At 56.5% G+C, this 21,934-nt stretch carries 20 protein-coding genes; 15 read left to right on the top strand and 5 right to left on the bottom strand.

All coding sequences use genetic code 11. The features are described 5' to 3' along the window. Positions 1–476 precede the first annotated feature (476 nt). Genes xylB through GOV88_RS17510 form a run of 3 tightly spaced genes read left to right on the top strand, consistent with a single transcriptional unit; the run spans position 477 to position 4,182 of the window. The gene (gene xylB / locus GOV88_RS17520) at positions 477–1,934 is read left to right on the top strand and encodes a xylulokinase (RefSeq protein WP_171241228.1); all 1,458 of its coding nucleotides are present in this window, start codon (positions 477–479) and stop codon (positions 1,932–1,934) included. Beyond that, positions 1,931–2,884 (top strand): aldose epimerase family protein, encoded by a 954-nt coding sequence (locus tag GOV88_RS17515; protein WP_171241227.1) that lies wholly within the window; start codon positions 1,931–1,933, stop codon positions 2,882–2,884. The genes xylB and GOV88_RS17515 overlap by 4 nt, the downstream gene beginning before the upstream one ends. Next, the gene (locus GOV88_RS17510; protein ID WP_171241226.1) at positions 2,881–4,182 is read left to right on the top strand and encodes a cytochrome-c peroxidase; all 1,302 of its coding nucleotides are present in this window, start codon (positions 2,881–2,883) and stop codon (positions 4,180–4,182) included. Before GOV88_RS17515 ends, GOV88_RS17510 begins: the two co-directional genes overlap by 4 nt. On the opposite strand, the gene GOV88_RS17505 is transcribed toward GOV88_RS17510, so the two are convergent. Beyond that, complete coding sequence (locus tag GOV88_RS17505) at positions 4,183–5,694, bottom strand: CRTAC1 family protein (RefSeq protein ID WP_171241225.1); 1,512 nt, start codon at positions 5,692–5,694, stop codon at positions 4,183–4,185. Continuing rightward, positions 5,684–6,901, bottom strand: coding sequence for an ROK family transcriptional regulator (locus GOV88_RS17500; protein WP_171241224.1), 1,218 nt, complete (start codon positions 6,899–6,901; stop codon positions 5,684–5,686). Before GOV88_RS17500 ends, GOV88_RS17505 begins: the two co-directional genes overlap by 11 nt. A gap of 151 nt (positions 6,902–7,052) precedes the next feature. On the opposite strand from GOV88_RS17500, the gene xylF reads away from it, so the two are divergent. From xylF to xylA, 4 genes are read left to right on the top strand one after another with little or no spacing between them, the layout of a single operon-like run. After that, positions 7,053–8,072, top strand: coding sequence for a D-xylose ABC transporter substrate-binding protein (gene xylF, locus GOV88_RS17495; protein ID WP_171241223.1), 1,020 nt, complete (start codon positions 7,053–7,055; stop codon positions 8,070–8,072). A gap of 60 nt (positions 8,073–8,132) precedes the next feature. Beyond that, the gene (locus GOV88_RS17490; protein WP_171241222.1) at positions 8,133–9,431 is read left to right on the top strand and encodes a sugar ABC transporter permease; all 1,299 of its coding nucleotides are present in this window, start codon (positions 8,133–8,135) and stop codon (positions 9,429–9,431) included. After that, the gene (locus tag GOV88_RS17485; protein ID WP_171123344.1) at positions 9,431–10,234 is read left to right on the top strand and encodes an ATP-binding cassette domain-containing protein; all 804 of its coding nucleotides are present in this window, start codon (positions 9,431–9,433) and stop codon (positions 10,232–10,234) included. Before GOV88_RS17490 ends, GOV88_RS17485 begins: the two co-directional genes overlap by 1 nt. Before the next feature lie 9 nt (positions 10,235–10,243). Then, the gene (xylA, locus tag GOV88_RS17480; protein ID WP_171241221.1) at positions 10,244–11,551 is read left to right on the top strand and encodes a xylose isomerase; all 1,308 of its coding nucleotides are present in this window, start codon (positions 10,244–10,246) and stop codon (positions 11,549–11,551) included. Between the two features lie 315 nt (positions 11,552–11,866). On the opposite strand, the gene GOV88_RS17475 is transcribed toward xylA, so the two are convergent. Both GOV88_RS17475 and GOV88_RS17470 read right to left on the bottom strand, forming a co-directional pair. After that, positions 11,867–12,082, bottom strand: coding sequence for a hypothetical protein (locus GOV88_RS17475; RefSeq protein ID WP_171123340.1), 216 nt, complete (start codon positions 12,080–12,082; stop codon positions 11,867–11,869). A 312-nt stretch (positions 12,083–12,394) separates the two neighbouring features. Next, on the bottom strand, positions 12,395–13,177 hold the full coding sequence (locus tag GOV88_RS17470) for a lysophospholipid acyltransferase family protein (protein ID WP_171241220.1): 783 nt from the start codon (positions 13,175–13,177) through the stop codon (positions 12,395–12,397). Between the two features lie 281 nt (positions 13,178–13,458). Between GOV88_RS17470 and GOV88_RS17465 the strand changes: the two genes are divergently transcribed. The 3 genes from GOV88_RS17465 to GOV88_RS17455 all read left to right on the top strand — a co-directional run bounded on the left by GOV88_RS17465 (position 13,459) and on the right by GOV88_RS17455 (position 15,322). Then, positions 13,459–14,517 carry an adenylate/guanylate cyclase domain-containing protein gene (locus GOV88_RS17465; RefSeq protein WP_171241219.1) on the top strand — a complete coding sequence of 353 codons (1,059 nt, stop codon included), beginning with the start codon at positions 13,459–13,461 and terminating at the stop codon, positions 14,515–14,517. A gap of 21 nt (positions 14,518–14,538) precedes the next feature. Beyond that, entirely contained in the window at positions 14,539–14,787 is a 249-nt protein-coding gene (locus GOV88_RS17460; RefSeq protein WP_171241218.1) for an adenylate/guanylate cyclase domain-containing protein, read from the top strand. A gap of 289 nt (positions 14,788–15,076) precedes the next feature. Then, on the top strand, positions 15,077–15,322 hold the full coding sequence (locus GOV88_RS17455) for a hypothetical protein (protein ID WP_171241217.1): 246 nt from the start codon (positions 15,077–15,079) through the stop codon (positions 15,320–15,322). Positions 15,323–15,325: 3 nt separating this feature from the next. On the opposite strand, the gene GOV88_RS17450 is transcribed toward GOV88_RS17455, so the two are convergent. Next, on the bottom strand, positions 15,326–16,339 hold the full coding sequence (locus GOV88_RS17450) for a LacI family DNA-binding transcriptional regulator (RefSeq protein ID WP_171211892.1): 1,014 nt from the start codon (positions 16,337–16,339) through the stop codon (positions 15,326–15,328). A gap of 109 nt (positions 16,340–16,448) precedes the next feature. On the opposite strand from GOV88_RS17450, the gene GOV88_RS17445 reads away from it, so the two are divergent. The 5 genes from GOV88_RS17445 to GOV88_RS17425 are packed head-to-tail and all read left to right on the top strand — an operon-like array spanning position 16,449 to position 21,883. Continuing rightward, positions 16,449–17,297 (top strand): sugar phosphate isomerase/epimerase, encoded by an 849-nt coding sequence (locus tag GOV88_RS17445; protein WP_171241216.1) that lies wholly within the window; start codon positions 16,449–16,451, stop codon positions 17,295–17,297. Further along, positions 17,294–18,814 (top strand): sugar ABC transporter ATP-binding protein, encoded by a 1,521-nt coding sequence (locus tag GOV88_RS17440; protein WP_171241215.1) that lies wholly within the window; start codon positions 17,294–17,296, stop codon positions 18,812–18,814. Before GOV88_RS17445 ends, GOV88_RS17440 begins: the two co-directional genes overlap by 4 nt. Continuing rightward, positions 18,811–19,776 carry an ABC transporter permease gene (locus GOV88_RS17435; protein ID WP_171126012.1) on the top strand — a complete coding sequence of 322 codons (966 nt, stop codon included), beginning with the start codon at positions 18,811–18,813 and terminating at the stop codon, positions 19,774–19,776. Before GOV88_RS17440 ends, GOV88_RS17435 begins: the two co-directional genes overlap by 4 nt. Next, positions 19,773–20,726, top strand: a complete 954-nt coding sequence (locus GOV88_RS17430; protein WP_171123325.1) for an ABC transporter permease — start codon at positions 19,773–19,775, stop codon at positions 20,724–20,726. Before GOV88_RS17435 ends, GOV88_RS17430 begins: the two co-directional genes overlap by 4 nt. A 32-nt stretch (positions 20,727–20,758) precedes the next feature. Then, positions 20,759–21,883 (top strand): substrate-binding domain-containing protein, encoded by a 1,125-nt coding sequence (locus GOV88_RS17425; protein ID WP_171211887.1) that lies wholly within the window; start codon positions 20,759–20,761, stop codon positions 21,881–21,883. Positions 21,884–21,934: the final 51 nt, after the last annotated feature.

The following is a 21,934-nucleotide window of genomic DNA, read 5'->3' as shown; positions in this document are numbered from 1 at the left end:
AGATGTCAGAGCAATATTCCTCACCGCAAATCTCAAGGACCTCTCCGCGTGACATGAGCTCATTTGTGGTGATACCACAGTGCTGGCACTGCGCCTCTTCTAAGGCAGATTTAACTTCTTCGACTGAGGCGATTTGTTGACAGTTGCATTCAGTATCGGTCACTCTCTTGCTCCGCGTGATCGTTTACAACTTAACCCTGTGCAATGGGCCTGCTCCGGCCTCGACCAGTAACTGCTTTGAGATATGCAGGCTAGCGCAACTATTGCGTGTAGACAAGTCAACGGAAGCTTCAGTCTGTGATGGTGGACATGAGGGCCGTTCAACTCGGCAAAACCGTTTCCTGCCGCAAACTATCCACTCGCTGATCTGGCGTGGGCTTGTCGCCATGGGAGGCCAATTGGGCTTAAACTTCTGTTGACAAAATCTGCTTAGATATTAATTTTAGCAACTAAAATAAAATGGATGAGGTCAAAAAATGTATCTCGGATTGGACTTGGGAACATCCGGTCTCAGAGGGATCCTTGTCGACGACACAGGGTCCGTCGCAGGCAGTGCCGAGTCCAATATCACAACGTCTTCGCCAAAGCCGGGATGGTCTGAACAGTCGCCTCTGGATTGGGTGGAGGCGTGTAAGGACGTTGCCGGTCAGCTTCGATCTGCGCACGGAACTGCGTTCTCCGCGCTACGCGGCATTGGTCTGAGCGGGCACATGCACGGTGCGACCCTTTTGGATGCCGAAGACAACGTACTGCGGCCTTGCATTCTGTGGAACGACACGCGGGCCTCGAAAGAGGCGCAGAGGCTTGATCAACTGCCGGAACTGCGTTCAAGTTCTGGCAACATCGTTTTTCCGGGGTTTACAGCTCCCAAGTTGGAATGGGTCCGCGCAAATGAGCCTGACCTGTTTGCCAAGATTGCCAAGGTACTGCTGCCGAAAGACTATTTGCGACTCTGGCTGACTGGGGATTACGTCAGCGACATGTCTGACAGCGCGGGAACGTCATGGTTGGACGTCGGGGCGAGGCGATGGTCAGAAACCGCCTTGGAACAAGGTCATATGAGCATCGAACAAATGCCGCGATTGGTTGAAGGCAGTGAACCGGGCGGTGAGTTGCGACCCGAACTACAGCGAGAGTGGGGAGTGTCTGAGCCGGTCGTAGTTGCGGGCGGAGCAGGGGACAACGCCGCTGCTGCCTGCGGGATAGGCAGTATCAGCGACGGGGCCGGCTTCTTGTCGCTTGGAACCTCGGGTGTGCTGCTGGTGTCCAGGGATAAGTACGCGCCAGCGCCGGAAACGGCGGTACATTGTTTTTGTCATTCCGTTCCGGATAGGTGGATTCAGATGGGTGTCATCCTGTCTGCGACGAACAGCTTGAACTGGCTCTCCCGTAACCTGAGCCAGTCCGTTGGGGACCTGGTCGCCTCGCTGCCGGACGATCTGGATGGCCCATCAGAGATCACGTTTTTGCCCTATCTTTCGGGTGAGCGGACACCGCATAATGACAGTGCGATCCGAGGGGCATTCCTGGGTGTCGATATTTCCTCAGGCACTGCGGACTTGACGCGGGCCGTCATGGAAGGCGTCGCCTTTGCAATGCGGGATTGTCTGGAGGCCCTCAAGAAAACCGGAACCAAACCAACGACCCTTATGGCTGTTGGCGGCGGTGCGCGCTCCCATTATTGGTTGAAGAAACTGGCCACCGTACTCAATTCGCCTCTTACCTTGCCGCAGGGCAGTGAATTTGGAGCCGCCATCGGTGCCGCTCGTCTGGCAATATGCGCCGTCAATGACGCAGATCCGGACACGGTGATGATGGCACCCAAAATCAACAGGGTCATCGAACCTCGTGAAGATTTGGTCGATGCGTTCGAAAGTGAATACCAGCGGTACCGGCAATACTATTCAGCCTTGGCACCTTTCGTAAAAAGATGAGCGTAAGGCGGGACATACCTCCTCGGATCGAAACGGCCGTTCTGAGTGATGGCGACATGCGGGTGTCGCTGCTCAGCTACGGGGCGACAACACAGGGATGGTGGTACAAGGGTTTGCCAATGATCCTTGGGTACGAAAGTCCGCAGGACTACGTTACCGACAAAAGCTATATGGGTGCAATCGTCGGTCGTGTCGCCAATCGGATCGGAAACGCGCGTTTTGACATGGAAAATGTCCGTTATGAACTGGACGCAAACGAGGGTCGGAATTCCTTGCACGGTGGATGGGCTGGCCTCTCGCATCAGAATTGGGCCCTTGAGAAAATAGCGGCAAACGAGGCCGTGTTGCGCCACACATCCCCAGAGGGTGCCAGCGGCTTTCCGGGAGAAGTCAGATTTGAGGTGCGCGTAAAACTGGACGAAACGCGCCTGATCTATTCGATTTCAGCGCAGCCTGACCGACCGACCCCCATAAGTATAGCGCAGCACAACTACTATAGCCTGGGTAGCGCGAGGGGCATTTCCGGGCATAGTCTGCGGTTGGCCTCACACCGCTATCTTGAAGTGGACAATCAAGGGATTCCCTCGGGCATATTGAACGACGCGAGGAAAGGCGGGATGGATTTCTCCGAACCCAAGGCGATCAGCGCTACTTTGACGGATTTGGACAACTACTTCGTTTTCGACCCCGCACGAGAGAACGGGCTTCCGGTCGCTGACCTTACCGCGCCTAACGGTTTGCAACTATCTGTTTGGTCTGATCAGGCGGGGGCGCAGGTTTACTCGGGGGCTCACCTTTCGGAACCTTTCCGCAAAAACGCTGGCGTGTGCATCGAGCCGTCGGGTTATCCCAACGCGGTTAACATCCCTGAATTTCCGTCGATCATATACTCTCCTGAAGCGCCATACGCGCAGACATTGATAATTGAGATTTCCGAGGGTGAGACATGAGGTTCGTTGCACCGATTGTTGCTTTCGGCGTGGTGGTCGTGTCCATTATGCCCGCAGCGGCTCAGGACCTCGGGCCAAAACCAGAGTTTGTTGAGCCTGATCTGGACGAGGTCGAACTTGGGCGGCTGCTTTTCTACGATCCGATCTTGTCGGGGAACAAGAACATAAGCTGCGCAACGTGTCATCACCCCAAACTCGGCACGTCCGATGGGCTTTCGCTGGGGATCGGTGAGGGTGGCGCGGGTTTGGGGGAGAAGCGGAAACTCGATGCGGAAAACCCGCCAGAGCAACGAATCCCGCGCAATTCGCCGGGTCTTTGGAATCTTGGAGCGACCGAGTTCACAACCTTCTTTCACGATGGCCGCCTTGAAGCCGATCCGACACGCGAGAACGGTATCAGGACGCCACTGGGCACGCATATGCGGTCAGGTTTCAATTCCGCTCTGGCCGCTCAGGCAATGTTTCCGGTGCTGTCCCCTGATGAGATGGCAGGCCATTACTCCGAGAATGACGTCAGCCAGGCCGTGCGCCTTGGGTTGCTAACGCAGGAAGGCGGGGCGTGGGACCTGATTGCTGCTCGCATCGCGGCCATCCCGGAATACGAACAGCGATTTTCCTTGATCGCACCGGGGGATGCGATCACCTTTTCTGCTATTGCGAATGTAATTGCCGATTTCATTGCCTTTGAATGGCGCGCCGACAACAGCCCGTTTGACCTTGCGATGCGGGGGGAAGCCGACCTGCCGGAAGAGGCAGCGCGCGGAATGCAACTGTTCTATGGAAAGGCAGGGTGCAGCACCTGTCATTCGGGCTGGTTTCAAACGGACCACAAGTTTCACTCTATCGCGATGCCGCAGATAGGGCCCGGCAAAGCAGCAAGGTTTGAAAGCCATGTCCGGGATGATGGGCGCCTGCGCGTGACTGGCGACGCAGAGGATTCATTTGCGTTTCGCACGCCTTCGTTGCGCAATGTAACGCTGACGGCCCCCTACGGGCATAGCGGTGCCTATGCGCGGCTTGAAGACGTCGTGCGTCATCATCTCGACCCGGAAGGCTCATTGCACACGTATACCTTGGAACTGGCGGTGTTGCCTGACTTTCCGGGTGCAAAGGATCATCAGGCGTTTTCCGACCCCGAGATTATGGATGCGATTGCCAAAAGCAGCGACCTGCCGAAGATAAGTCTGACGGATCAAGAGATCAGCGCCCTTCTGAGCTTTTTGGGTAGTCTGGAAGACCCCACTGAACGTCTTGGTGTTCCGGAAAAGGTTCCAAGTGGGTTGCATGTCGACCAATGATCATCGTTCAATTCGAATGATCTGATTGGGGTGGTATTCCTGCCAATCCCCCGCTTCGCCATCGGGCCAAATGACCCGAACTTCGATCGTCTTCGCATCCGTCAGCCCAAAATGATGTAGCCCTACGATGCCGCTGGCGTGCCCTCCGCCGATGGTGATTTCCCGGGTCTGCATACCCGCCGCAGTCGTCATCTCGATAAAGCCGCCGACGGCGAAACGGTTTGGCTGATCCTGCGCTATGTCCATCATCACCCAATTCCCAGTGCGAGGGTGGTTTTGATAGACCTCAAGTTCCGAGCCCCTATTGACCACCACCAGATCAAGCCAGCCGTCATTGTTGAAGTCAGCCAATGCCGCACCGCGCGACTTGGCCATAGAAGCAATGCCAGCCTTGGCCGAAGCTTCGTGGAATTGACCATTCTGCTGTTGCAACAGCAGGTTGTTGGGGTCATTCAGCGCCGCGTCCGGCATCTGCTCGACATTTCCTTTGGTGACGAAGATATCGTCCAGACCGTCGTTGTTGACGTCGCCAAACTGCGCATGCCATCCGGTCGATGGGCGACCGTCGCCTCCAGTATGTGGTCTGTGCGCGGTTGTGCCTTTGTCGTAGGTGGCGTCACGCCAGGTCGGGCCGCCAGTTTTGGGGTCGAAGATCTGCAATTTCTGATCGCCCATCGAAGTTAGATAAACTTCGGGAAAGCCGTCGCCTGTCAGATCCCGCGAAGCGATGCCCATTCCCCAGATCGAATATGGCAACCATCCGTCTTTTTGCGAATAGGTGCGTGGGGTGGCCTCCATAGCCCATAACTGCTCTTGCCCACCGCGCACATAGTAATGGCGATCGTTACTGACCCGCAAATCCGCTTGTCCGGAGCGGGACCAGTCCGAAAACAGGACCGACAGCGCGCAGTAACCCGGCTCGAGATTTTCCGGCGGCTGATAGCTGCGGCCGTTGGGGCGGTATAGGACCGTGGGTCCGCAGGCCTCAAACGGGCCATCGGGATTTCGGAGATCAACATAGGTGCCAAAGGCCAGTGTTGGAAGGGTCTGATCAACTTCCCAGGTGGCAGAGAACCCGGTTGTCCAATGGTCCACTGATTGGAAACTAAGGGTGTCGAAAGGGCGGAAATTGCAATCAGATTCGCCCTTCAAAAGCAGATCAGGGCCAACGCGTAAAACGGCCAGATCCAGAACGCCATCATTGTCGACGTCCAATGGGTAAGCCCCGGTTACGCTGGTCAGTGACAATTGCTTGGGCGTATCAGCACGAAATGAAACGCTGTCGAGCGATGTGTTCCTAAACAGTTGGGCAGGATTGGTCCCACCCGCGGCGAAAAGCTCGGGCAGCCCGTCCCCGTCGCAATCGAAAACGGCGACCCCACCGCCCACAAAGTGCTCCCATCCGCCATCATAGGTATGGGCGCCTATGTCAATCTTCTGGAATTGCGGAGCTTGGGCTTCTGCCGTGGACGCAGATGCAAAAGCGAACAGGATACAAAGCTCAGGACGCATGTGTCGCCAGTTCCTTCACCTTCAAGATCGAGACCTGCTCAATCCCGTAAGCCGCAGCACCCTTGGCCCACATCAGGTCGCCCCAGTGATGGACTTTGATTTCCGGCAAGGGGGTATCGACATTCACTACGCCACTTCGAATTCGGGTCATCACCTCGTCGGAATACAGGTGTTCCAAGTCCATCTGAGCGCCTGACAATATAATGCGTTCCGGGTCAAACAGGTTAATCAGGTTGGATATCCCCAGACCAAACATCTGTCCCGCGCGGGCCAGAACGGACTTGGCCCTTTGGTCTCCGGAACGCGCGTTTTTGTGGATTTCCGTTACGGTTTCCGTTCCAGTGCTTTGATCGGCAACGGTTGCTTCCCGGATGAGCGCATAGTCACCGACATAGGCCTCAAGGCAGCCCCGCTGGCCGCATTGGCAAAGCGCGCCGTCCAGTTGAACTTTTGTATGGCCAAACTCTGCTCCGCAGCCACGTTCCCCGCGATACAGCTTGCCGTCCAGCACAATACCAAGCCCAACGCCGTGTTCGATCGTGACGACAAGAAAGTTCTTTAACCCCTTACCTAATCCAAAAAGTTGTTCCGCCTTTGCCACCAGATTGGCGTCGTTTTCAATGAAGGCGGGGCAGGGCAATTCAGTTTCCAGAAATTGACTGAAATCGACGTTTCTTTCGGTCAGGGAAGAGGACCAGTGGACAAAGTTCCTTTCTGCATCCACCAGACCGGCAATCCCAATTGACACGCCGGACAGGGTGTCGATGGTTTCGTTAATCTGAGCGCAAGCCTGATCCATGGCTTTGCGAATGGTCGCCACAAAAGCGGTTGGGGTCATTCGGGCGTCGTCCAGCGGATGTTTGTATGACGTAACCTCATTGCCTTCGAAATCCACAAGAATGACCGAGATCATGTGGCGCGCCACCTTAAGGCCCGCAACAAGGTATGAGCCGCCATTCAACTGAAGCAGGACTCTGGGCCGCCCCCTTTTGGCAGACTTGGATTGTTGTTCGGTTTCGATCTCTTTGATCAGCCCCGCAGAAATGAGGTCGGCCGTGGCGGCGGTAACCGTCGCCGGGCTGGTCTGCAATGCGCTGGCGATATCTATCCGTGAAATCGGGCCTCTGGTCCGGATATGTTCCAGCACCCGCAGGCGGGTAATGTTCCGCTGGTCTGCGGCATTTTGAGAAGCTTTGCTTTTCAGCATCTTGGCCTCGCGAATCTGGTCTTGTCCCCAATCTATTTGGATTTCACCGCTTCTAATAGACTAAATATTTTACCGACTGAAATAAATATGGTATTCAAATTCGTGAGAGCCGCGAATCGAAATGCGATGGCTCCGCAAATGGGAGGAAATCATGAAACGAATTCTCAGCTTTTCGGCTGTGGCCACTTTGTTGGCTTCGACCGCATTCGCAGAGCCAGTGGTCGGCGTAAGCTGGTCGAACTTTCAGGAAGAGCGTTGGAAAACGGATGAAGCAGCCATCAAGTCTGCGCTTGAAGCAGGAGGCGCCGAGTATATTTCGGCAGACGCGCAATCGTCTTCCGCAAAGCAGCTTTCGGACATTGAAAGCCTGATCGCCCAAGGTGTAGACGCGCTTATCATTTTGGCGCAGGACGCGCAGGCAATCGGGCCGGCTGTTCAGGCTGCGGCAGACGAAGGCATTCCGGTCATCGCTTACGATCGCCTGATCGAAGACGACCGTGCGTTTTATCTGACCTTTGACAATGTAGAAGTCGGCAGAATGCAAGCCCGCGCTGTTTTTGAGGCAATGCCCAAGGGCAACTACGTGATGATCAAAGGCTCTCCTACGGATCCGAACGCTGACTTCCTGCGGGGCGGACAGCAAGAGATTATCGGCGCGGCAGTCGACAGCGGTGACATCGTAATCGTTGGAGAAGCCTACACCGACGGCTGGCTGCCCGCGAATGCGCAGCGGAACATGGAACAAATCCTGACTGCAAATGAGAACAACGTGGATGCAGTGGTTGCGTCGAATGACGGCACCGCAGGCGGCGTTGTCGCTGCTTTAACAGCGCAGGGTATGGAAGGCATTCCGGTCTCTGGTCAGGATGGTGATCACGCGGCGCTGAACCGTGTCGCGCTGGGTACTCAGACTGTTTCCGTATGGAAAGACGCCCGTGAGCTCGGCAAGGCCGCTGGCGAAATCGCCGTGGCTTTGACGGGCGGTACAAGCCCCGCTGACGTCGAAGGTGCGATTAGTTGGACATCACCGGGTGGCACCGAGATGAGTTCGGTCTTCCTTGCGCCTGTTCCGATTACCAAGGACAATCTTTCCGTTGTTGTGGATGCCGGATGGATCCCGTTGGAAGATTTGTGCCAGGGCGTTGATAACGGACCGGCCCCTTGTAACTAAGCTTCAAAGTCCCTGGCCCTTTCGGGGCCAGGGACCATTGCTGAATATGAAAGATCGGAAATGACCGAAACTTCGTCTCAGCCGGTACCTGAAAAAGCGAAACCCAGCCTGTTCCAGCAGTTGGAACTGGACATGCGGCTTTTGGGAATGATCGGCGCGTTTGTCATCCTGTGCATCGGGTTCAACATCTTTACGGATGGCCGGTTCCTAACGCCTCGGAACCTGTTCAACCTGTCCATCCAGACGGTTTCGGTTGCCATTATGGCGTGCGGGATGGTGTTCATAATCGTCACGCGGCACATAGATTTGTCGGTCGGAGCATTGCTGGCGACAACGTCGGCAGTGATGGCAATGACGCAAACCGAGCTGTTGCCGCAGGTACTTGGGATGGGTTTGAACAATCCTGCAACCTGGGCGATCACCATTGTCGTCGGGCTGTTAGTGGGCACGCTGATTGGTGCGTTTCATGGCTGGATGGTCGGTTATCTGACGATACCAGCATTCATTGTCACGCTTGGTGGATTCCTGGTTTGGAGAAACGTGGCGTGGTATCTGACCAGCGGCCAAACGATTGGTCCGCTGGACAGTACATTCCTGATGTTCGGCGGAACCAACGGAACGCTTGGAACCACAACAAGCTGGCTGTTTGGTTTGTTCGCTACGGCGGTCGCCATTTGGGCTTTGTGGAGCGGTCGACGTGCAAAAGCGGCACATGGCTTCCCCGTCAAACCTGTTTGGGCCGAGGCCACTCTGGCCGGGATCATCGCACTCGCCATACTTGGGTACGTCTACATCGTAAACAGCTACGCCATTCCGACACGTCGGCTGCAACGTATGTTCGAAGCACGCGGCGAAACTATGCCGGAGGGGCTGGTCGTCGGGTACGGCATACCAATTTCTGTCCTCATCCTGATCATCGTCGCGGTAACCCTGACGATCGTAGCGCGGAAAACCCGTTTTGGACGCTATATCTTTGCCACCGGTGGAAACCCGGATGCGGCAGAGCTTTCCGGCATCAATACGCGACTGCTGACCGTTAAGATTTTTGCGCTGATGGGCTTTTTGTGCGCCGTTTCTGCTGTGGTCGCCTCGGCGCGCCTTGCAAACCACTCGAACGATATCGGAACGCTGGACGAACTACGGGTCATCGCGGCCGCTGTTATTGGTGGGACCGCGTTGTCTGGTGGCATCGGCACCATTTATGGTGCGATCCTTGGCGCATTGATCATGCAGGCGCTGCAATCGGGCATGGCAATGGTTGGCGTTGACGCGCCGTTCCAGAACATTGTCGTCGGCAGCGTTCTGGTGTTGGCCGTCTATATCGACATCGTCTACCGCAAGCGATTGGGGACCAAGTGATGCAAGCTCAGGATACGCATGAAACCTCTGTGAAGTCTGGACGCGGCTCTGGCGAAGCGCCATTGGTCGAGATGCGCGATATTTCGATCTCCTTCGGTGGAATCAAAGCCGTCGACCATGTGTCGGTCGATCTTTATCCGGGTGAAGTCGTGGGGCTGCTGGGGCATAACGGGGCCGGTAAGTCCACGCTGATCAAGGTCCTGTCGGGCGCTTATCAAATGGATCACGGCGAGATTTTGATTGATGGCAAGCCGGTCGAGATCGCTAACCCTCGCGATGCGCGTGCAAATAACATCGAGACCATCTATCAGACGCTCGCCTTGGCCGACAATCTGGACGCGACATCGAACCTGTTCCTAGGGCGCGAGATGACGACGCCTTTTGGTTTGGTCAACGACGCAGCCATGGAGGCCGAATGCCGCAAGATCATGGCGCAACTCAACCCGAACTTTCAGAAGTTCAATGACCCTGTCTCTGCGTTGTCGGGTGGTCAAAGACAATCTGTGGCGATCGCGCGAGCCGTCTATTTCAACGCACGCATTCTGATTATGGACGAGCCAACAGCAGCGCTTGGGCCGCATGAAACTCAGATGGTGGCTGATCTGATCCACCAGCTAAAGGCGCAAGGCATAGGCATATTCCTGATCGACCACGACGTGCATGCCGTTATGGAACTGTGTGACCGCGCCTCGGTCATGAAGAACGGCAAATTGGTTGGGACGGTCGATATTGCGGACGTCACGGATGACGACCTTTTGTCAATGATCATTCTGGGCAAGCAGCCAGCACAAAAAGCAGAATAGGGGGCAGACATGCCAAGTGGATTTTTTGATGGGATTGAGCAGATCCAGTTTGAAGGCGCAGACAGCAAGAACCCATTGGCGTTCCGGCACTACAACCCGGACGAAATTATCATGGGCAAGCGGATGGAAGACCATCTGCGGTTTGCTGTGGCGTGGTGGCACTCATTCGCATGGGAGGGGGGCGACCCCTTTGGCGGGCCTACATTCGAACGCCCGTGGTATCCACAAGATGACATGGGTCGCGCGCGCCTAAAGGCGGACATTGCTTTTGAACTGTTTGATCTTCTGGGCCAGCCATTCTTTTGCTGGCACGATGCTGATATTCGGCCAGAGCAGGGCAATTTTGCCGATAATCTGAGAACCCTTGAGGAAATCACCGATTACATTGGCGAAAAAATGCAGGCGTCTGGCACCAAGCTGCTTTGGGGTACGGCCAATATGTTCAGCCACCGCCGTTGGATGGCTGGTGCCAGCACAAACCCTGATCCTGAAGTGTTTGCATTTGCCGCAGCAACAGTGAAATCGTGCATGGATGCGACCCACAAGCTGGGCGGTGAAAACTATGTTCTTTGGGGTGGCCGGGAAGGCTATGAAACCCTTTTGAACACGGATTTGAAGGCCGAGTTGGACCATATGGGCCGGTTTTTGAACATGGTCGTTGAGTACAAGCACAAAATTGGGTTCAAGGGCACTATTCTCGTGGAGCCCAAACCGCAGGAGCCGTCCAAACACCAGTACGACTACGACGCGGCGACGTGTATCGGATTTCTCAGGAAGTACGGTTTGGAGGGCGAGGTCAAATTGAACCTCGAGCAGGGGCATGCGATCCTGGCCGGGCACAGTTTCGAGCATGAAATTGCGGTCGCTGCTGCCGAAGGGATGCTTGGTTCGATCGACATGAATCGAAACGATTACCAGTCCGGGTGGGACACGGACCAGTTCCCGAATAACACGCCAGAGGTTGCCTTGGCTTATTACTACATTCTGAAGGCCGGTGGTTTTACGACCGGGGGCACAAACTTTGACGCAAAGGTACGGCGCCAATCCATTGACGCAGAAGATCTTGTCGCAGCCCATGTTGGTGGAATGGACATCTGTGCCCGAGGCTTGAAAGCTGCGGCCGCCATGATTGATGACGGCGGTTTGGAGGACGCGTTATCAGAACGGTATTCAGGTTGGAGTACACCAGAAGCGGCGTCCATGTTGGACAGCAGTCTGGAAGAAATTTCCGCTCGTGTTCTGCGGGATAATACCAACCCTGAACCGCGATCCGGGCGTCAGGAAATTCTGGAAAATTATGTGCACAGGTTTGTGTAGCCAAGAAAAACTGCAACCGGGTACTGTCAAAAGAACATGGATCAGAACGGCCTAAGTCGTTCGTTGCTTTCGTTCATGAATAAGCGGTTCCCATCAGAACATTCCGGCCGGGAAGGACCAATTTCCGGCCTCGTGCGCTTAGTTTAATGATGCGAGTGGCTTGCGTAACTTGCTGCTCAACTCTTAACGCCCGATAAGTCCCAAGAGACTTTCCCGCTAGCCAGAGTAACTGTGGCCGTTTCAGGTGCATTTCGAGATTGAGCACGAGGTCGACTGATACAGGCTCCAAATTTCACGACTGTGCATTCAGGTTCATCAGATTTTCATGCTGCCGATTTGCCGAGCCAAAAGCTTCAATTCGTTAGCGTAAGCTAGACGAACCACACCGACCCGGTCACGGGTTTTGATCGACCCGCGTTTGGCTGAATGATGGCGCATATCTGCCTCTGCAATGCGACGCATCTTGAGCTGGCATTGCATGAGGTCATTGCGCACTTCGTTCAAAATCTGCTGCCGATCAGCCTCGGTCATGGCGTCAACTCCTTTTGGAGGGCAAATCATAGATGGGGTGTATGACTTGCCCCTCAGGTAGGGGTAGACACCTGAATTGACTTGTGAATTTAAGTCATTTTATTGGAGTTCTGGCGATTAGCTGACTGAAAAAGTTAAACCCGCGCCACCAACTTGCTAGCGGGGGCACAGTTGGCGACACGGGTCGCCACAGGTGCCGGTGGGTTGGGGCGGAGCTGTCGGTCAAGCCTAATGCAGCGCGAAATCGATGCGTGCCCAAGGCGGACCTTGGTCAGGCTGTTGGAAATGCCGGGGCAGCGAAGGATCAAAGACCTACTTACTTAACCCTGCGTCGAAAACGGTCACCATTTCGTTTCTAAGGCGATCCACGTCTTCGTCCACTGAAACGGAGTGATCGCAGGTGAATGACGGCAGTACCTCGACCCGGATCGTCCCGCTTTTGGGCAAGTGTTTGTCGCGCGGCATAAGCGCGTCGGATGCATGAATTACAATGGGCCGTATCGTGCGACCGGTGGCGCGCGCGACTATGACAGCTCCGGCTTTGAACGTGCCGAGGCTTTCGGAACTGGTGCGCGTGCCCTCTGGGAACAACACGACAGAGCGGCGTTCAGGCATAGCTCGGACGGCCTCGGTAAGCTTCTCAAGCGCCACCGCGCCACTTTTCCGGTCAATCTCTACCAGCCCTGCGCCCTTGAATCCACGGCTTAGCAGAACCGCATCGCACAGCTCCTTTTTGGCGGCGAAGGTGATCCACTTGGCGTCGGGCATGACGTCCATCAAAGCGAACCCATCCAGATGGCTGCGGTGGTTGATCACGATGATGCTGTTGGTGTCGGCGGCCAGTGCGGCCCTATCCGCTTGTGTCATCTCTGTTCGGATACTCAGCAGCCACAGAAGCCGCGAACAGGCACGTTTGACCAGCGGCCAGTACCAGCCGCGAAAACCTTGTCGTTTGCCGCAAAGCAGGGGCACAAAGGCGATGTACAGAAAATAGAATGGACCCAGCAGAAACAACGCGGCGCGTTTTATGACCCGCAGGCGAGCCGGGTCAATGGCCGCTAGTGCCGACCTTTCCTTTTGAGGCTGGAGTGACATAGGTTCCCGTCCGGTGTGATGACTGCCGGGAGAGGTTCAAGAGGTTTCTACGTCTGGCATTTGCTGCCTGCCCTCTGGGCGCACGGCCCGACAAGCACCCTGCACCCCGCCTCTATGCGGCAATGGTCAGGGTACATCAACAGAAAGTCTGACTTTGACGATTGAAATGGCAGGCTAAAGCCTGAAACCAGCCATTGCAATCGGTTGTTTCCTCACCCGGCACTTGTCGCAGAAACGGCATTGGTCCATTTTCAACAAATCAACGTCTTGGGGCGCAGGAGATGGAAAAACCGCAGACTAAGTTCACATCTGCTGGTAACGTCGCGGTAGCCTACCAGGTCGTAGGTGATGGTCCTGTGGATTTAGTTTACGCATCCGGGTGGCTTCACAACATAGATGTTGTTTGGGAACACCCTGGGTACAACCGTTTCCTTTCAAAGTTGGCTGGGCGTAGCAGACTTATCTTGTTCGATAAGCGCGGAACTGGGATATCCGATCGTGAGGTGGGTGCCCCAACGCTGGAAGAGCGCACCGATGACATACGTGCTGTTCTGGACGCGACGGGCTCGGAAAAAGCATCAATATTTGGTGTTAGCGAAGGCGGCAACATGACGACAATGTTCGCTGCCAGCTATCCAGAAAGGGTCAGCAATGTCGTTCTCGTCGGTTCCTATGCATGCCGCGCTTGGAAACCTGACTGGCCCTTCGGGGTGCGGCGGGGCGATTTCGAAAAGTTTCTCGAGAATATGCAACAGAACTGGGGCGATACTGCCGAGTTTCTGTCCGAGCGTGCCCCAAGCGTCTGGGAAGATCCCGCTGAACAAGCTTTCATGAGTCGGCTATTGGTCCAGTCTGGCAGCCCTGGAACTGCGGTCAACATCACCCGATTAAATTATGAACTCGATATTCGACCAATCCTATCCGCTGTGCATGTCCCTGCGCTGGTGCTCCATTCGCGCGGCGACCGTACAGTCTCGCTCGACGAGGCAGAGTACATTGCCGACACCCTTCCTTATGGAAGCCTGAAGATACTTGAGCGCGAAGACCACCTGCCATGGGTCGGCGACGTAGATGAAGTTGCAGACGAGATCGCTACGTTCGTAGGCGCCCCGGAAAGCGCTGAGTTTGGCGACCGTATCCTGGCAACGATCGTGATGACCGACATTGTAGGATCGACCAAAGCTGCGGAGGAAATGGGTGATGCCCGCTGGAGAGAGTTGATTGATGCCCATGACACCACAGCGGCTCGAATTATCGCCCGTCATGGAGGCAACCTCGTGAAGACAATGGGCGACGGTGTTTTGGCCACATTCTCTGGGCCGAGCCGAGCCGTCTGTTGAGCGCGCGAGCTTCAGTCCGAAATGTCAAAACTGGGGCTTACTCTGCGCGCTGGTGTTCACACCGGAGAATGCGAGCTTCGCGGTCAGGATGTTTCAGGCATCGCGGTCAACATGGCCGCTCGAATCCTAGATTTAACGCCCGGAGGTTCGTGCCGCGTGTCATCCATTGTTCGAGAACTGACGGCTGGTTCGGGTCTGGAGTTTGAGCAAGTTGGGACCCACCGTTTCAAGGGAATTCAGGGTGAATGGGTGTTGTACGCCATCGCGTGATCTCTCTGGGGTTGAAAATCAGTCGCTCATAAGGTCGCGTGTGATTGGTAGCGAGTGCATTGGGTCCTCTTTCCCCCAAACCCTCTTCGTCGTCTAATATAATGGATCAGGAGCAAGGATGCTCGGGACTCCCAGCCCTCTAGTTTTTATACATTTTTTATACTTAATCGGGCCCTGGTTACCATAAGGTTGGTGGTCGTGCTGGACGGAGTTAATGAGCTTTGGAACCTCGAATTCGGATCTGATGCGCAGATTGACAGCCGTCGCTTCCTTATCGTGACTCTGGTGGATGGCCGCGCGAGAGAACCTGGTGCTGGTTGGCGGCAAATTGCTATCTGGCTTGCGGGTCACGAGGGAATTGGACCGACTGATTGGTCAGCAGGACGCGCCCAAAACCATCATCTCGGACAATGGCACCGAATTCACCAGCCTCGCCGTGTTCGCATGGGCGCGTATCTTACTCGCTGGCGAATACAGGAGGCGACGGATGGGGCGGAAAACACTCAAAGAGGGTTTGGCCCTCGACCGCTCTTGACCCTTATGAACGCGGTCTGGCAACGCTGTTTCGTGTCACGATGGTGTGGTCCAGATACATCAATTCTGCAGGTGCTGTATTATCTTCGAGTAGGTCCAGAAGGATCTCCATCGCACGTTGCCCGATGAGATTCCGCGCCTGATGCACCGTCGTCAGTTCAGGCTGAAAAATCCGTGAAAACGGCACGTCGTCGAAACCCATGACGGAAATTTCGCCGGGGACCGAGTATCCATGTTTCTGTAGGCCCCGGATGACGCCCATCGCGGATTCGTCATTTGCGCAGAACGCAGCGGTGGTATCTGGATGCTGCGCGAACAGGTGATCCGCTGCCCGCTCTCCATCGCCGTAAGTGAAGCCGCCGGGAATGGTGCAGATTTGATCCGTTAGGCCGGTTTCCGTCATCGCCTGAATATATCCGGCCCGCCGGTCTTTGGTCAGCGCATTGCCTTCAGGTCCGGTGACATGCGCGATCCTCTGATGCCCCTGGGCAAGCAGATATTGCGTGGCATCAAACGCGGCCTTCTGGTTGTCGGTCCCGACATGCGCGTAGCCTGCGCCCTCTGGACGTTCCGAGATTGACACGATCGGAGTGCCCTCGGGCAGCATTCCGTCAGGGGGGGCAGTTCCGTTCAGAATCAAGGCCCCGTCCGCGCGCCCGTTGCGCAGGTTTTCGAGGATATTTTCATAGCGCGCGTCGTCCCCATTGGTGTTGCCGATCAGGATCGTCAGACTGGCGCGGGTCGCGACTTCTTCAATGCCCGACAGGATCTTGGAAAAGAATGGGTTGGCAATATCCGGAAGGATAACCAAAACCGTACCCGACCGGTTGCGCCGCAGCATCTGTGCTGCTGTATTGACGCTGTATCCTGTCTCGGAGACTGCCGCAAAAACCGCATCCCGAGTTTTTTTGGACACGATATCAGGAGATTGCAATGCCCGGCTGACCGTTGCGGTTGAGACACCGGCAACTCTGGCAACATCCCGAACTGTGGGCCTTTTGGTCGAACTTCTTGTCATGTTGAAAGCTTATAGCAGCGTGAAACAAAAAATGTAATGGTTTACATTCATCATGAAAACGATTACATAGATTCGCGGCAAAGATGCTTTTTTGGCCTTGGGAGGGGAAATGAAGCTGGGAGTTAATCTTCTATGCGTTGGCGGGCTGATCGGCGAAGCGCAACTGGATTTCTGTCAGCTTGCTGCTGAGGCCGGGTATGACGGTGTCGAAATTCCCGTCTTGGAAGGGCAGCCAGACCACTACGCCTGGCTGGGCGCTCAACTCGATGCACTCGGGCTTGAGAGGACCTGCACCGCGATTGTTCCTGACCCCAAAGCAGATCCAACCAGCCCAGATCCTCTGGTTCGGGCCAGAGGTGTCGCGCATCTGAATTGGATACTGGATTGTGCGACAGCACTTGGCGCGCAAACGATCGGCGGGCCTTTTTATGCGCCCATCGGACACTTTACCGGCAGCGGCCCGACGGCTGACGAATGGCAGCGCGGCGCAGAAGCCCATCGCGACATGGCAGGCACAGCGGCCAAGCGCGGCATGCTGCTGGCTTTGGAGCCTTTGAACCGGTTCGAAACCCATTTCCTGAATACTGCCGAACAGGCCGCGCAGTATTGTGAGCTGGTCGGCCACCCGGCTTTTGGGATCATGTACGACACCTTCCATGCGCATATTGAGGAAAAGGATCAGGCACAGGCGATTGCCTCCCTGTCCGGTCATATCAACGTTCTGCATGCCTCGGAAAACGACCGGGGCACGCCCGGCACGGGACAGATCGACTTTGGTGCGGTGTTCTCTGCTGTCAAGAAGACCGGATTTGACGGATGGGTGGTGATGGAGGCCTTTGGCGCAGGCGTCCCTGAACTTGCTGCAGCCACCCGGATCTGGCGGCCGATGTTCGAGGATCATCCGCAGTTGTTTCGCGACAGTGCCATGTTCATTCGCAATGGGTGGGCGCAGGCATGAGCGGCGATATCATCTTTGAGATGAAGGGGATCACCAAGGTGTTTCCCGGCATCAAGGCACTGGACGGGGTCAGTTTTTCCGCCCGTGCGGGCGAGGTTCACGCTCTGGTCGGCGAAAATGGCGCGGGTAAGTCCACTTTGATGAAGGTGCTGTCGGGCGTCTATCAGGCTGAAGAGGGCGATATTTTCCTGCGCGGTCAGAAGGTCCGGTTCCAGCACCCGCTTGAATCGCTCGCGCAAGGCGTCAGCGTGATTTATCAGGAATTCTCGCTGCTGCCCGACCGAACGGTTGCCCAGAATATCTTTCTGGGACGTGAACCCACACGCAGTTGGGGCCTGCTGGATACCGAGAAGATGCGGCGCGAAACGCAGGACGTGCTGGCGCTGTTTGGCGACCGTCATCGTTTCGGCCCGGAAACTTTGGTTAGCGATCTGGATGTCGCGCAACAGCAAATGGTCGAGATTGCCAAGGCTTTGTCGCTGAATGCGCAAGTGATCGTCATGGACGAGCCGACTGCGGCCCTCAACGATACCGAGTGTGATCTGCTATTCCAACTGGTTGATGATCTGCGCGGTCAGGGCCGCTCGATTGTCTACATTACCCACCGTATGCGCGAAATCCGTCGTCTGGCGGACCGTGTCACAGTGATCAAGGATGGCAAAGTCGCTGCTGCCTTTGACCATGTGCCCGAAACCGGCCGGATCGTCGAAGCCATGGTCGGGCGCGATATTGGGCACTTCTATCCCGAACCTGCGACACCGGAAGAAATCGGCGATGCGGTTCTGACAGTGCGTGGTGGCGGTAATGACCGGTTGTTCGACATTGATCTTGAGCTGCGCGCAGGCCAGATCACCGGGTTTGCAGGCGTTCAGGGGGCAGGTCGCACAGCGTTGGCGCTGGCTTTGTTCGGGGCAGAGCCTTTTGAAACCGGCACCGTGACAGTCGATGGGAAATCTGTCCCTCTTACCAGCCCGCGCAGCGCCGCCAAGGCCGGGATTGCGATGCTGCCCGGCGACCGCAAGGCCGAGGGGTTGATGCTGATGCAATCGGTCCGTGACAACGGCATGATTTCGGCCCGGGCCTTTTCCGGCACCTTGGGCGCGCCGGATAGAACGCCGATCACAACGCTCGATCAGATGGACGCGCTTTTTGATGCGTTCGATCTGCGCGCTGCGAATTACGAGGTCGAGATTCAGTCTCTGTCCGGTGGCAATCAACAAAAGGCCATCGTTGCGCGCTGGCTGTCCTTGGCCCCTAAGGTTTTGATCTTTGTCGAACCAACCCGAGGCATCGACGTCAACACCAAGGCGGGGATTTACGCTCAGATGCGCAAACTGGCGCAACATGGGGCGGCGGTCATGGCGATCTCATCCGACCTGCCCGAGGTGTTGGGCATCTCGGACCGGGTGCTGGTTATGAGCGACGGCAAGATCGTGGCCGAGTTCGGACATGGCGCCAGCGAAACCGAAGTCATGCACGCCGCGACAGAGGCGCATCTGGAATTGGAAGCCTCATGAATATCCCAAGACCTAAAAATCTTGCCGCGCTGGCCCCATTTCTGCTGCTTTTGGCGGCTATCGCGGTCTATGTCTCTGTCGCGATTGCAACCGGGCAGACCCAATATCTGACTGCTGAGAATCTTCTGGGCCTGCTGGGGCGCTCCATCGCGTTGGGGATCACAGCGATTGGGCAGACCTTTGCCATCCTGATCGCCTCGATCGACCTTAGCGTGGCTAACCTGATCTCGGTTTCGGCGGTGCTTGCGTCCTCTATCATGTCGGGTGATCCATCCATGATGCTGCCTGCAATTGCGGCGGTGTTGGCCGTGGGGGTTGTGGTCGGCCTGATCAACGGTCTTGTGATCACCCAGTTTGAGGTCAATCCGCTGATCGCCACGTTGGGCATGGCGCTGATCCTGCAAGGGCTGCTGAGCGCGACCTTCAACAACTTTGCCGGAGAGGTTCCGGAAGAGTTTCAGGTCTTTGCCTATGGGCAGGTTGGCGGCATCTCGATCAGTCTGATTTTCCTGATCGCGCTGACCGTGGCCGCGTGGGTTTTTCTGCGCTTTACCCGCGCAGGCTCCAATATCTATTCGGTCGGCGGCAACCCAGACGCATCCAAGCTTGCGGGGATGCGGACGACGCGCGTCGTTATCATGGCGCATGTGATCTGTTCGGTCTGCGCCACTATCGCGGGGCTGTATCTGGCAAGCCGCCTACGCTCGGGCGCGCCGTGGATCGGTCGGGACGGGGTTTATGATCTGGAATCCATCGCTGTGGTGGTGATTGGCGGAACGGCTCTGTCCGGCGGTCGCGGCGGGGTTTGGGGCACGCTGATGGGCGTGATGATCTTTTCTCTGATCGACTCGATCTTCAACATTGCGGGCGTTGATGCCTTTGCCAAACAAATCCTGCGCGGGGTCATCATCGTGGCCGCGGTCGCCGTCTACGCCGTGCGCAGCCGGAGGATCGAGGCATGATGGCCCGACTGAAACAGATCAACCCGGTCTTTCTGGTTCTGGCTCTGCTATTCGTGGCGATCGCGATCCTTTCGCCGTACTTCCTGCAACCGGCCGGGTACATGAATTTCCTGAAACGGGCCGCGCCAATTGCGATTTTGGCGGTGGGGCAGCTTTACGTCATCAACTCGGGCGGGTTCGACCTGTCGGCGGGGGCATTGGTGACGCTGACGGTGATCGGAAGCTCGATCCTGCTGGACGGGGATGCCAGCGCGACGTGGTGGGTTATCCTGGCCATGCTGGGGGTAGGTGTGATCGTCGGCACGGTGAACGCGCTGGTGGTGTCGTGGCTCAAGGTGCCGTCGATCATTGCTACGCTGGGGATGATGATCACCCTCAGCGGGATTGCCCTGACATGGTCGGGCGGAGCGCCGCGCGGATACCTGCCCGAAAATTTCCGGTTCTTCGGCCGTTATCTGATTAAGGACTTGCCGCTGATCAAAATCCTGCCCGTTGCGGTGATCGTGATGGTCGTGGTCTGCGTCGCGATGTGGTGGCTGATGCACCGCACCAACTATGGCAAGCGGTTGATCGCCATGGGTGACAACCCAAAGGCCGCATTGTTAGCCGGAGTCCCACTCACGGAAACCCGAATTGTCGCCTTTGTCATGTCTTCGGTCTCGGCTGTACTCGCAGGAATATTGCTGGGCGGGTTCGCGGGCGTGTCCACCGATGTGGGGGTCGGGCTGGAATTGCAGGCCATCACCGCTGCCGTCATTGGCGGGGCGCAGTTACTTGGCGGGCGCGGCACCGTGGGGGCCACCATCGCAGGCGCGCTGGTGTTGCAGGCGATGTTCACGCTGCTCAACATTTTGGGCTTTCCCAAACCCATCCGGGACGTGGTGCAAGGGCTGATTTTGATCTCGGCGGTTGTGATCGCCGGATACCGACGACGCCGATCCGGGGGATAGGCGCCCCAAACAATTCAGAGGAGGAAACAAGAATGATCAACAAATTCACGGCAACAGCCCTGACAACGCTGGCGTTGGCTTTGCCCGCCCAAGCGCAGAACTTCGACGACCCGGTCGAATTCGCAAAACAAAAAGACATGCTGGGCGCGGCAGCCAATGGCGATGCGACAACCCCTTGGCTGCAGTACTATGGCGACGTGATGGCGGATACTTCGGGCTTCAAGAAAGATGGCCCGCACACGATCTGTTTCTCGAACGCAGGCGTGAACAACCCTTGGCGCGTGGTTGGTTGGAACACCATGCAGGCCGAGGTCGAACAACATGACAACATCGCCGAGTTCGTTGTAACCGATGCCGAAGGCTCGGACGATAAACAGATCGCCGATATCGAGGACCTGCTGGCCGGTGGCACCTGTGACGCGCTGATCGTGTCCCCCAACACAACGGCTGCCTTGACCCCTGCTGTTGAAAAAGCCTGCGAGCAACTGCCAGTGATCGTGTTTGACCGTGGCGTGAATACCGATTGCCCGGTCACGTTCATCAAGCCAGTCGGCGGCTATGGCTTTGGCATCCAGTCCGGTGAATTCATCGCCGCCAATGCGCCCGAAGGCTCGGACGTATTGATGCTACGCATCCTGCCCGGCGTGGACGTTCTGGAAACCCGCTACTCTGCCGCCAAGCGCATTCTGGAAGAAGCCGGTCTGAACATCGTCGGTGCCGAGTTCACTGATGGCGACCGCGCCAAGACCAAGGCGATTGTCGAGGACTATATCCAGCGCGGCAACCAGTTGGGCGCGGTCTGGATGGACGCGGGCGCAACCTCGGTCGCGGCGATCGAAGCGTTCGAGGATATGGGTCTGGACGTGCCGATCGTCACTGGCGAGGACCAGCAGGACTTTTTGCAGAAATGGCAGGAGATTGGCATGAACACCATCGCGCCGACCTACCCGACCTATCAGTGGCGCACGCCCATTCTGGCAGCTTTGAAAATTTTGGATGGTGAGGCGATCCCCGGACCGGAATGGAACCTGCCGCAACCGGCGATCACCAATGACAACCTGGGTGATTTCGTAAACGCATCCATGCCTCCGCTGCACTATGCGGCCTGTGGCTGCGAAGGCATGCCGGGCTATCCGGAACGCTGGGGCGGCAAGTAATCGCCTTAACTCGTCAGGCCCCGGTCGGGGCCTGACACACAGGATTTTCAT

The organism is Ruegeria sp. HKCCA5491 (assembly GCF_013034565.1).
Classification (GTDB): Bacteria; Pseudomonadota; Alphaproteobacteria; order Rhodobacterales; family Rhodobacteraceae; genus Ruegeria.
This window is presented reverse-complemented; position numbering and strand designations above follow the sequence as displayed.

Coding starts and splice junctions, on each gene's coding strand:
- GOV88_RS17475 (WP_171123340.1), bottom strand. CDS start 12,082: ATGACCGAGGCTGATCGGCAGCAGATTTTGAACGAAGTGCGCAATGAC.
- GOV88_RS17470 (WP_171241220.1), bottom strand. CDS start 13,177: ATGTCACTCCAGCCTCAAAAGGAAAGGTCGGCACTAGCGGCCATTGAC.
- GOV88_RS17450 (WP_171211892.1), bottom strand. CDS start 16,339: ATGACAAGAAGTTCGACCAAAAGGCCCACAGTTCGGGATGTTGCCAGA.
- GOV88_RS17505 (WP_171241225.1), bottom strand. CDS start 5,694: ATGCGTCCTGAGCTTTGTATCCTGTTCGCTTTTGCATCTGCGTCCACG.
- GOV88_RS17510 (WP_171241226.1), top strand. CDS start 2,881: ATGAGGTTCGTTGCACCGATTGTTGCTTTCGGCGTGGTGGTCGTGTCC.
- GOV88_RS17515 (WP_171241227.1), top strand. CDS start 1,931: ATGAGCGTAAGGCGGGACATACCTCCTCGGATCGAAACGGCCGTTCTG.
- GOV88_RS17445 (WP_171241216.1), top strand. CDS start 16,449: ATGAAGCTGGGAGTTAATCTTCTATGCGTTGGCGGGCTGATCGGCGAA.
- GOV88_RS17435 (WP_171126012.1), top strand. CDS start 18,811: ATGAATATCCCAAGACCTAAAAATCTTGCCGCGCTGGCCCCATTTCTG.
- GOV88_RS17440 (WP_171241215.1), top strand. CDS start 17,294: ATGAGCGGCGATATCATCTTTGAGATGAAGGGGATCACCAAGGTGTTT.
- GOV88_RS17430 (WP_171123325.1), top strand. CDS start 19,773: ATGATGGCCCGACTGAAACAGATCAACCCGGTCTTTCTGGTTCTGGCT.
- xylF (WP_171241223.1), top strand. CDS start 7,053: ATGAAACGAATTCTCAGCTTTTCGGCTGTGGCCACTTTGTTGGCTTCG.
- GOV88_RS17490 (WP_171241222.1), top strand. CDS start 8,133: ATGACCGAAACTTCGTCTCAGCCGGTACCTGAAAAAGCGAAACCCAGC.
- xylA (WP_171241221.1), top strand. CDS start 10,244: ATGCCAAGTGGATTTTTTGATGGGATTGAGCAGATCCAGTTTGAAGGC.
- GOV88_RS17465 (WP_171241219.1), top strand. CDS start 13,459: ATGGAAAAACCGCAGACTAAGTTCACATCTGCTGGTAACGTCGCGGTA.
- GOV88_RS17455 (WP_171241217.1), top strand. CDS start 15,077: ATGGCCGCGCGAGAGAACCTGGTGCTGGTTGGCGGCAAATTGCTATCT.
- xylB (WP_171241228.1), top strand. CDS start 477: ATGTATCTCGGATTGGACTTGGGAACATCCGGTCTCAGAGGGATCCTT.
- GOV88_RS17500 (WP_171241224.1), bottom strand. CDS start 6,901: ATGCTGAAAAGCAAAGCTTCTCAAAATGCCGCAGACCAGCGGAACATT.
- GOV88_RS17460 (WP_171241218.1), top strand. CDS start 14,539: ATGTCAAAACTGGGGCTTACTCTGCGCGCTGGTGTTCACACCGGAGAA.
- GOV88_RS17485 (WP_171123344.1), top strand. CDS start 9,431: ATGCAAGCTCAGGATACGCATGAAACCTCTGTGAAGTCTGGACGCGGC.
- GOV88_RS17425 (WP_171211887.1), top strand. CDS start 20,759: ATGATCAACAAATTCACGGCAACAGCCCTGACAACGCTGGCGTTGGCT.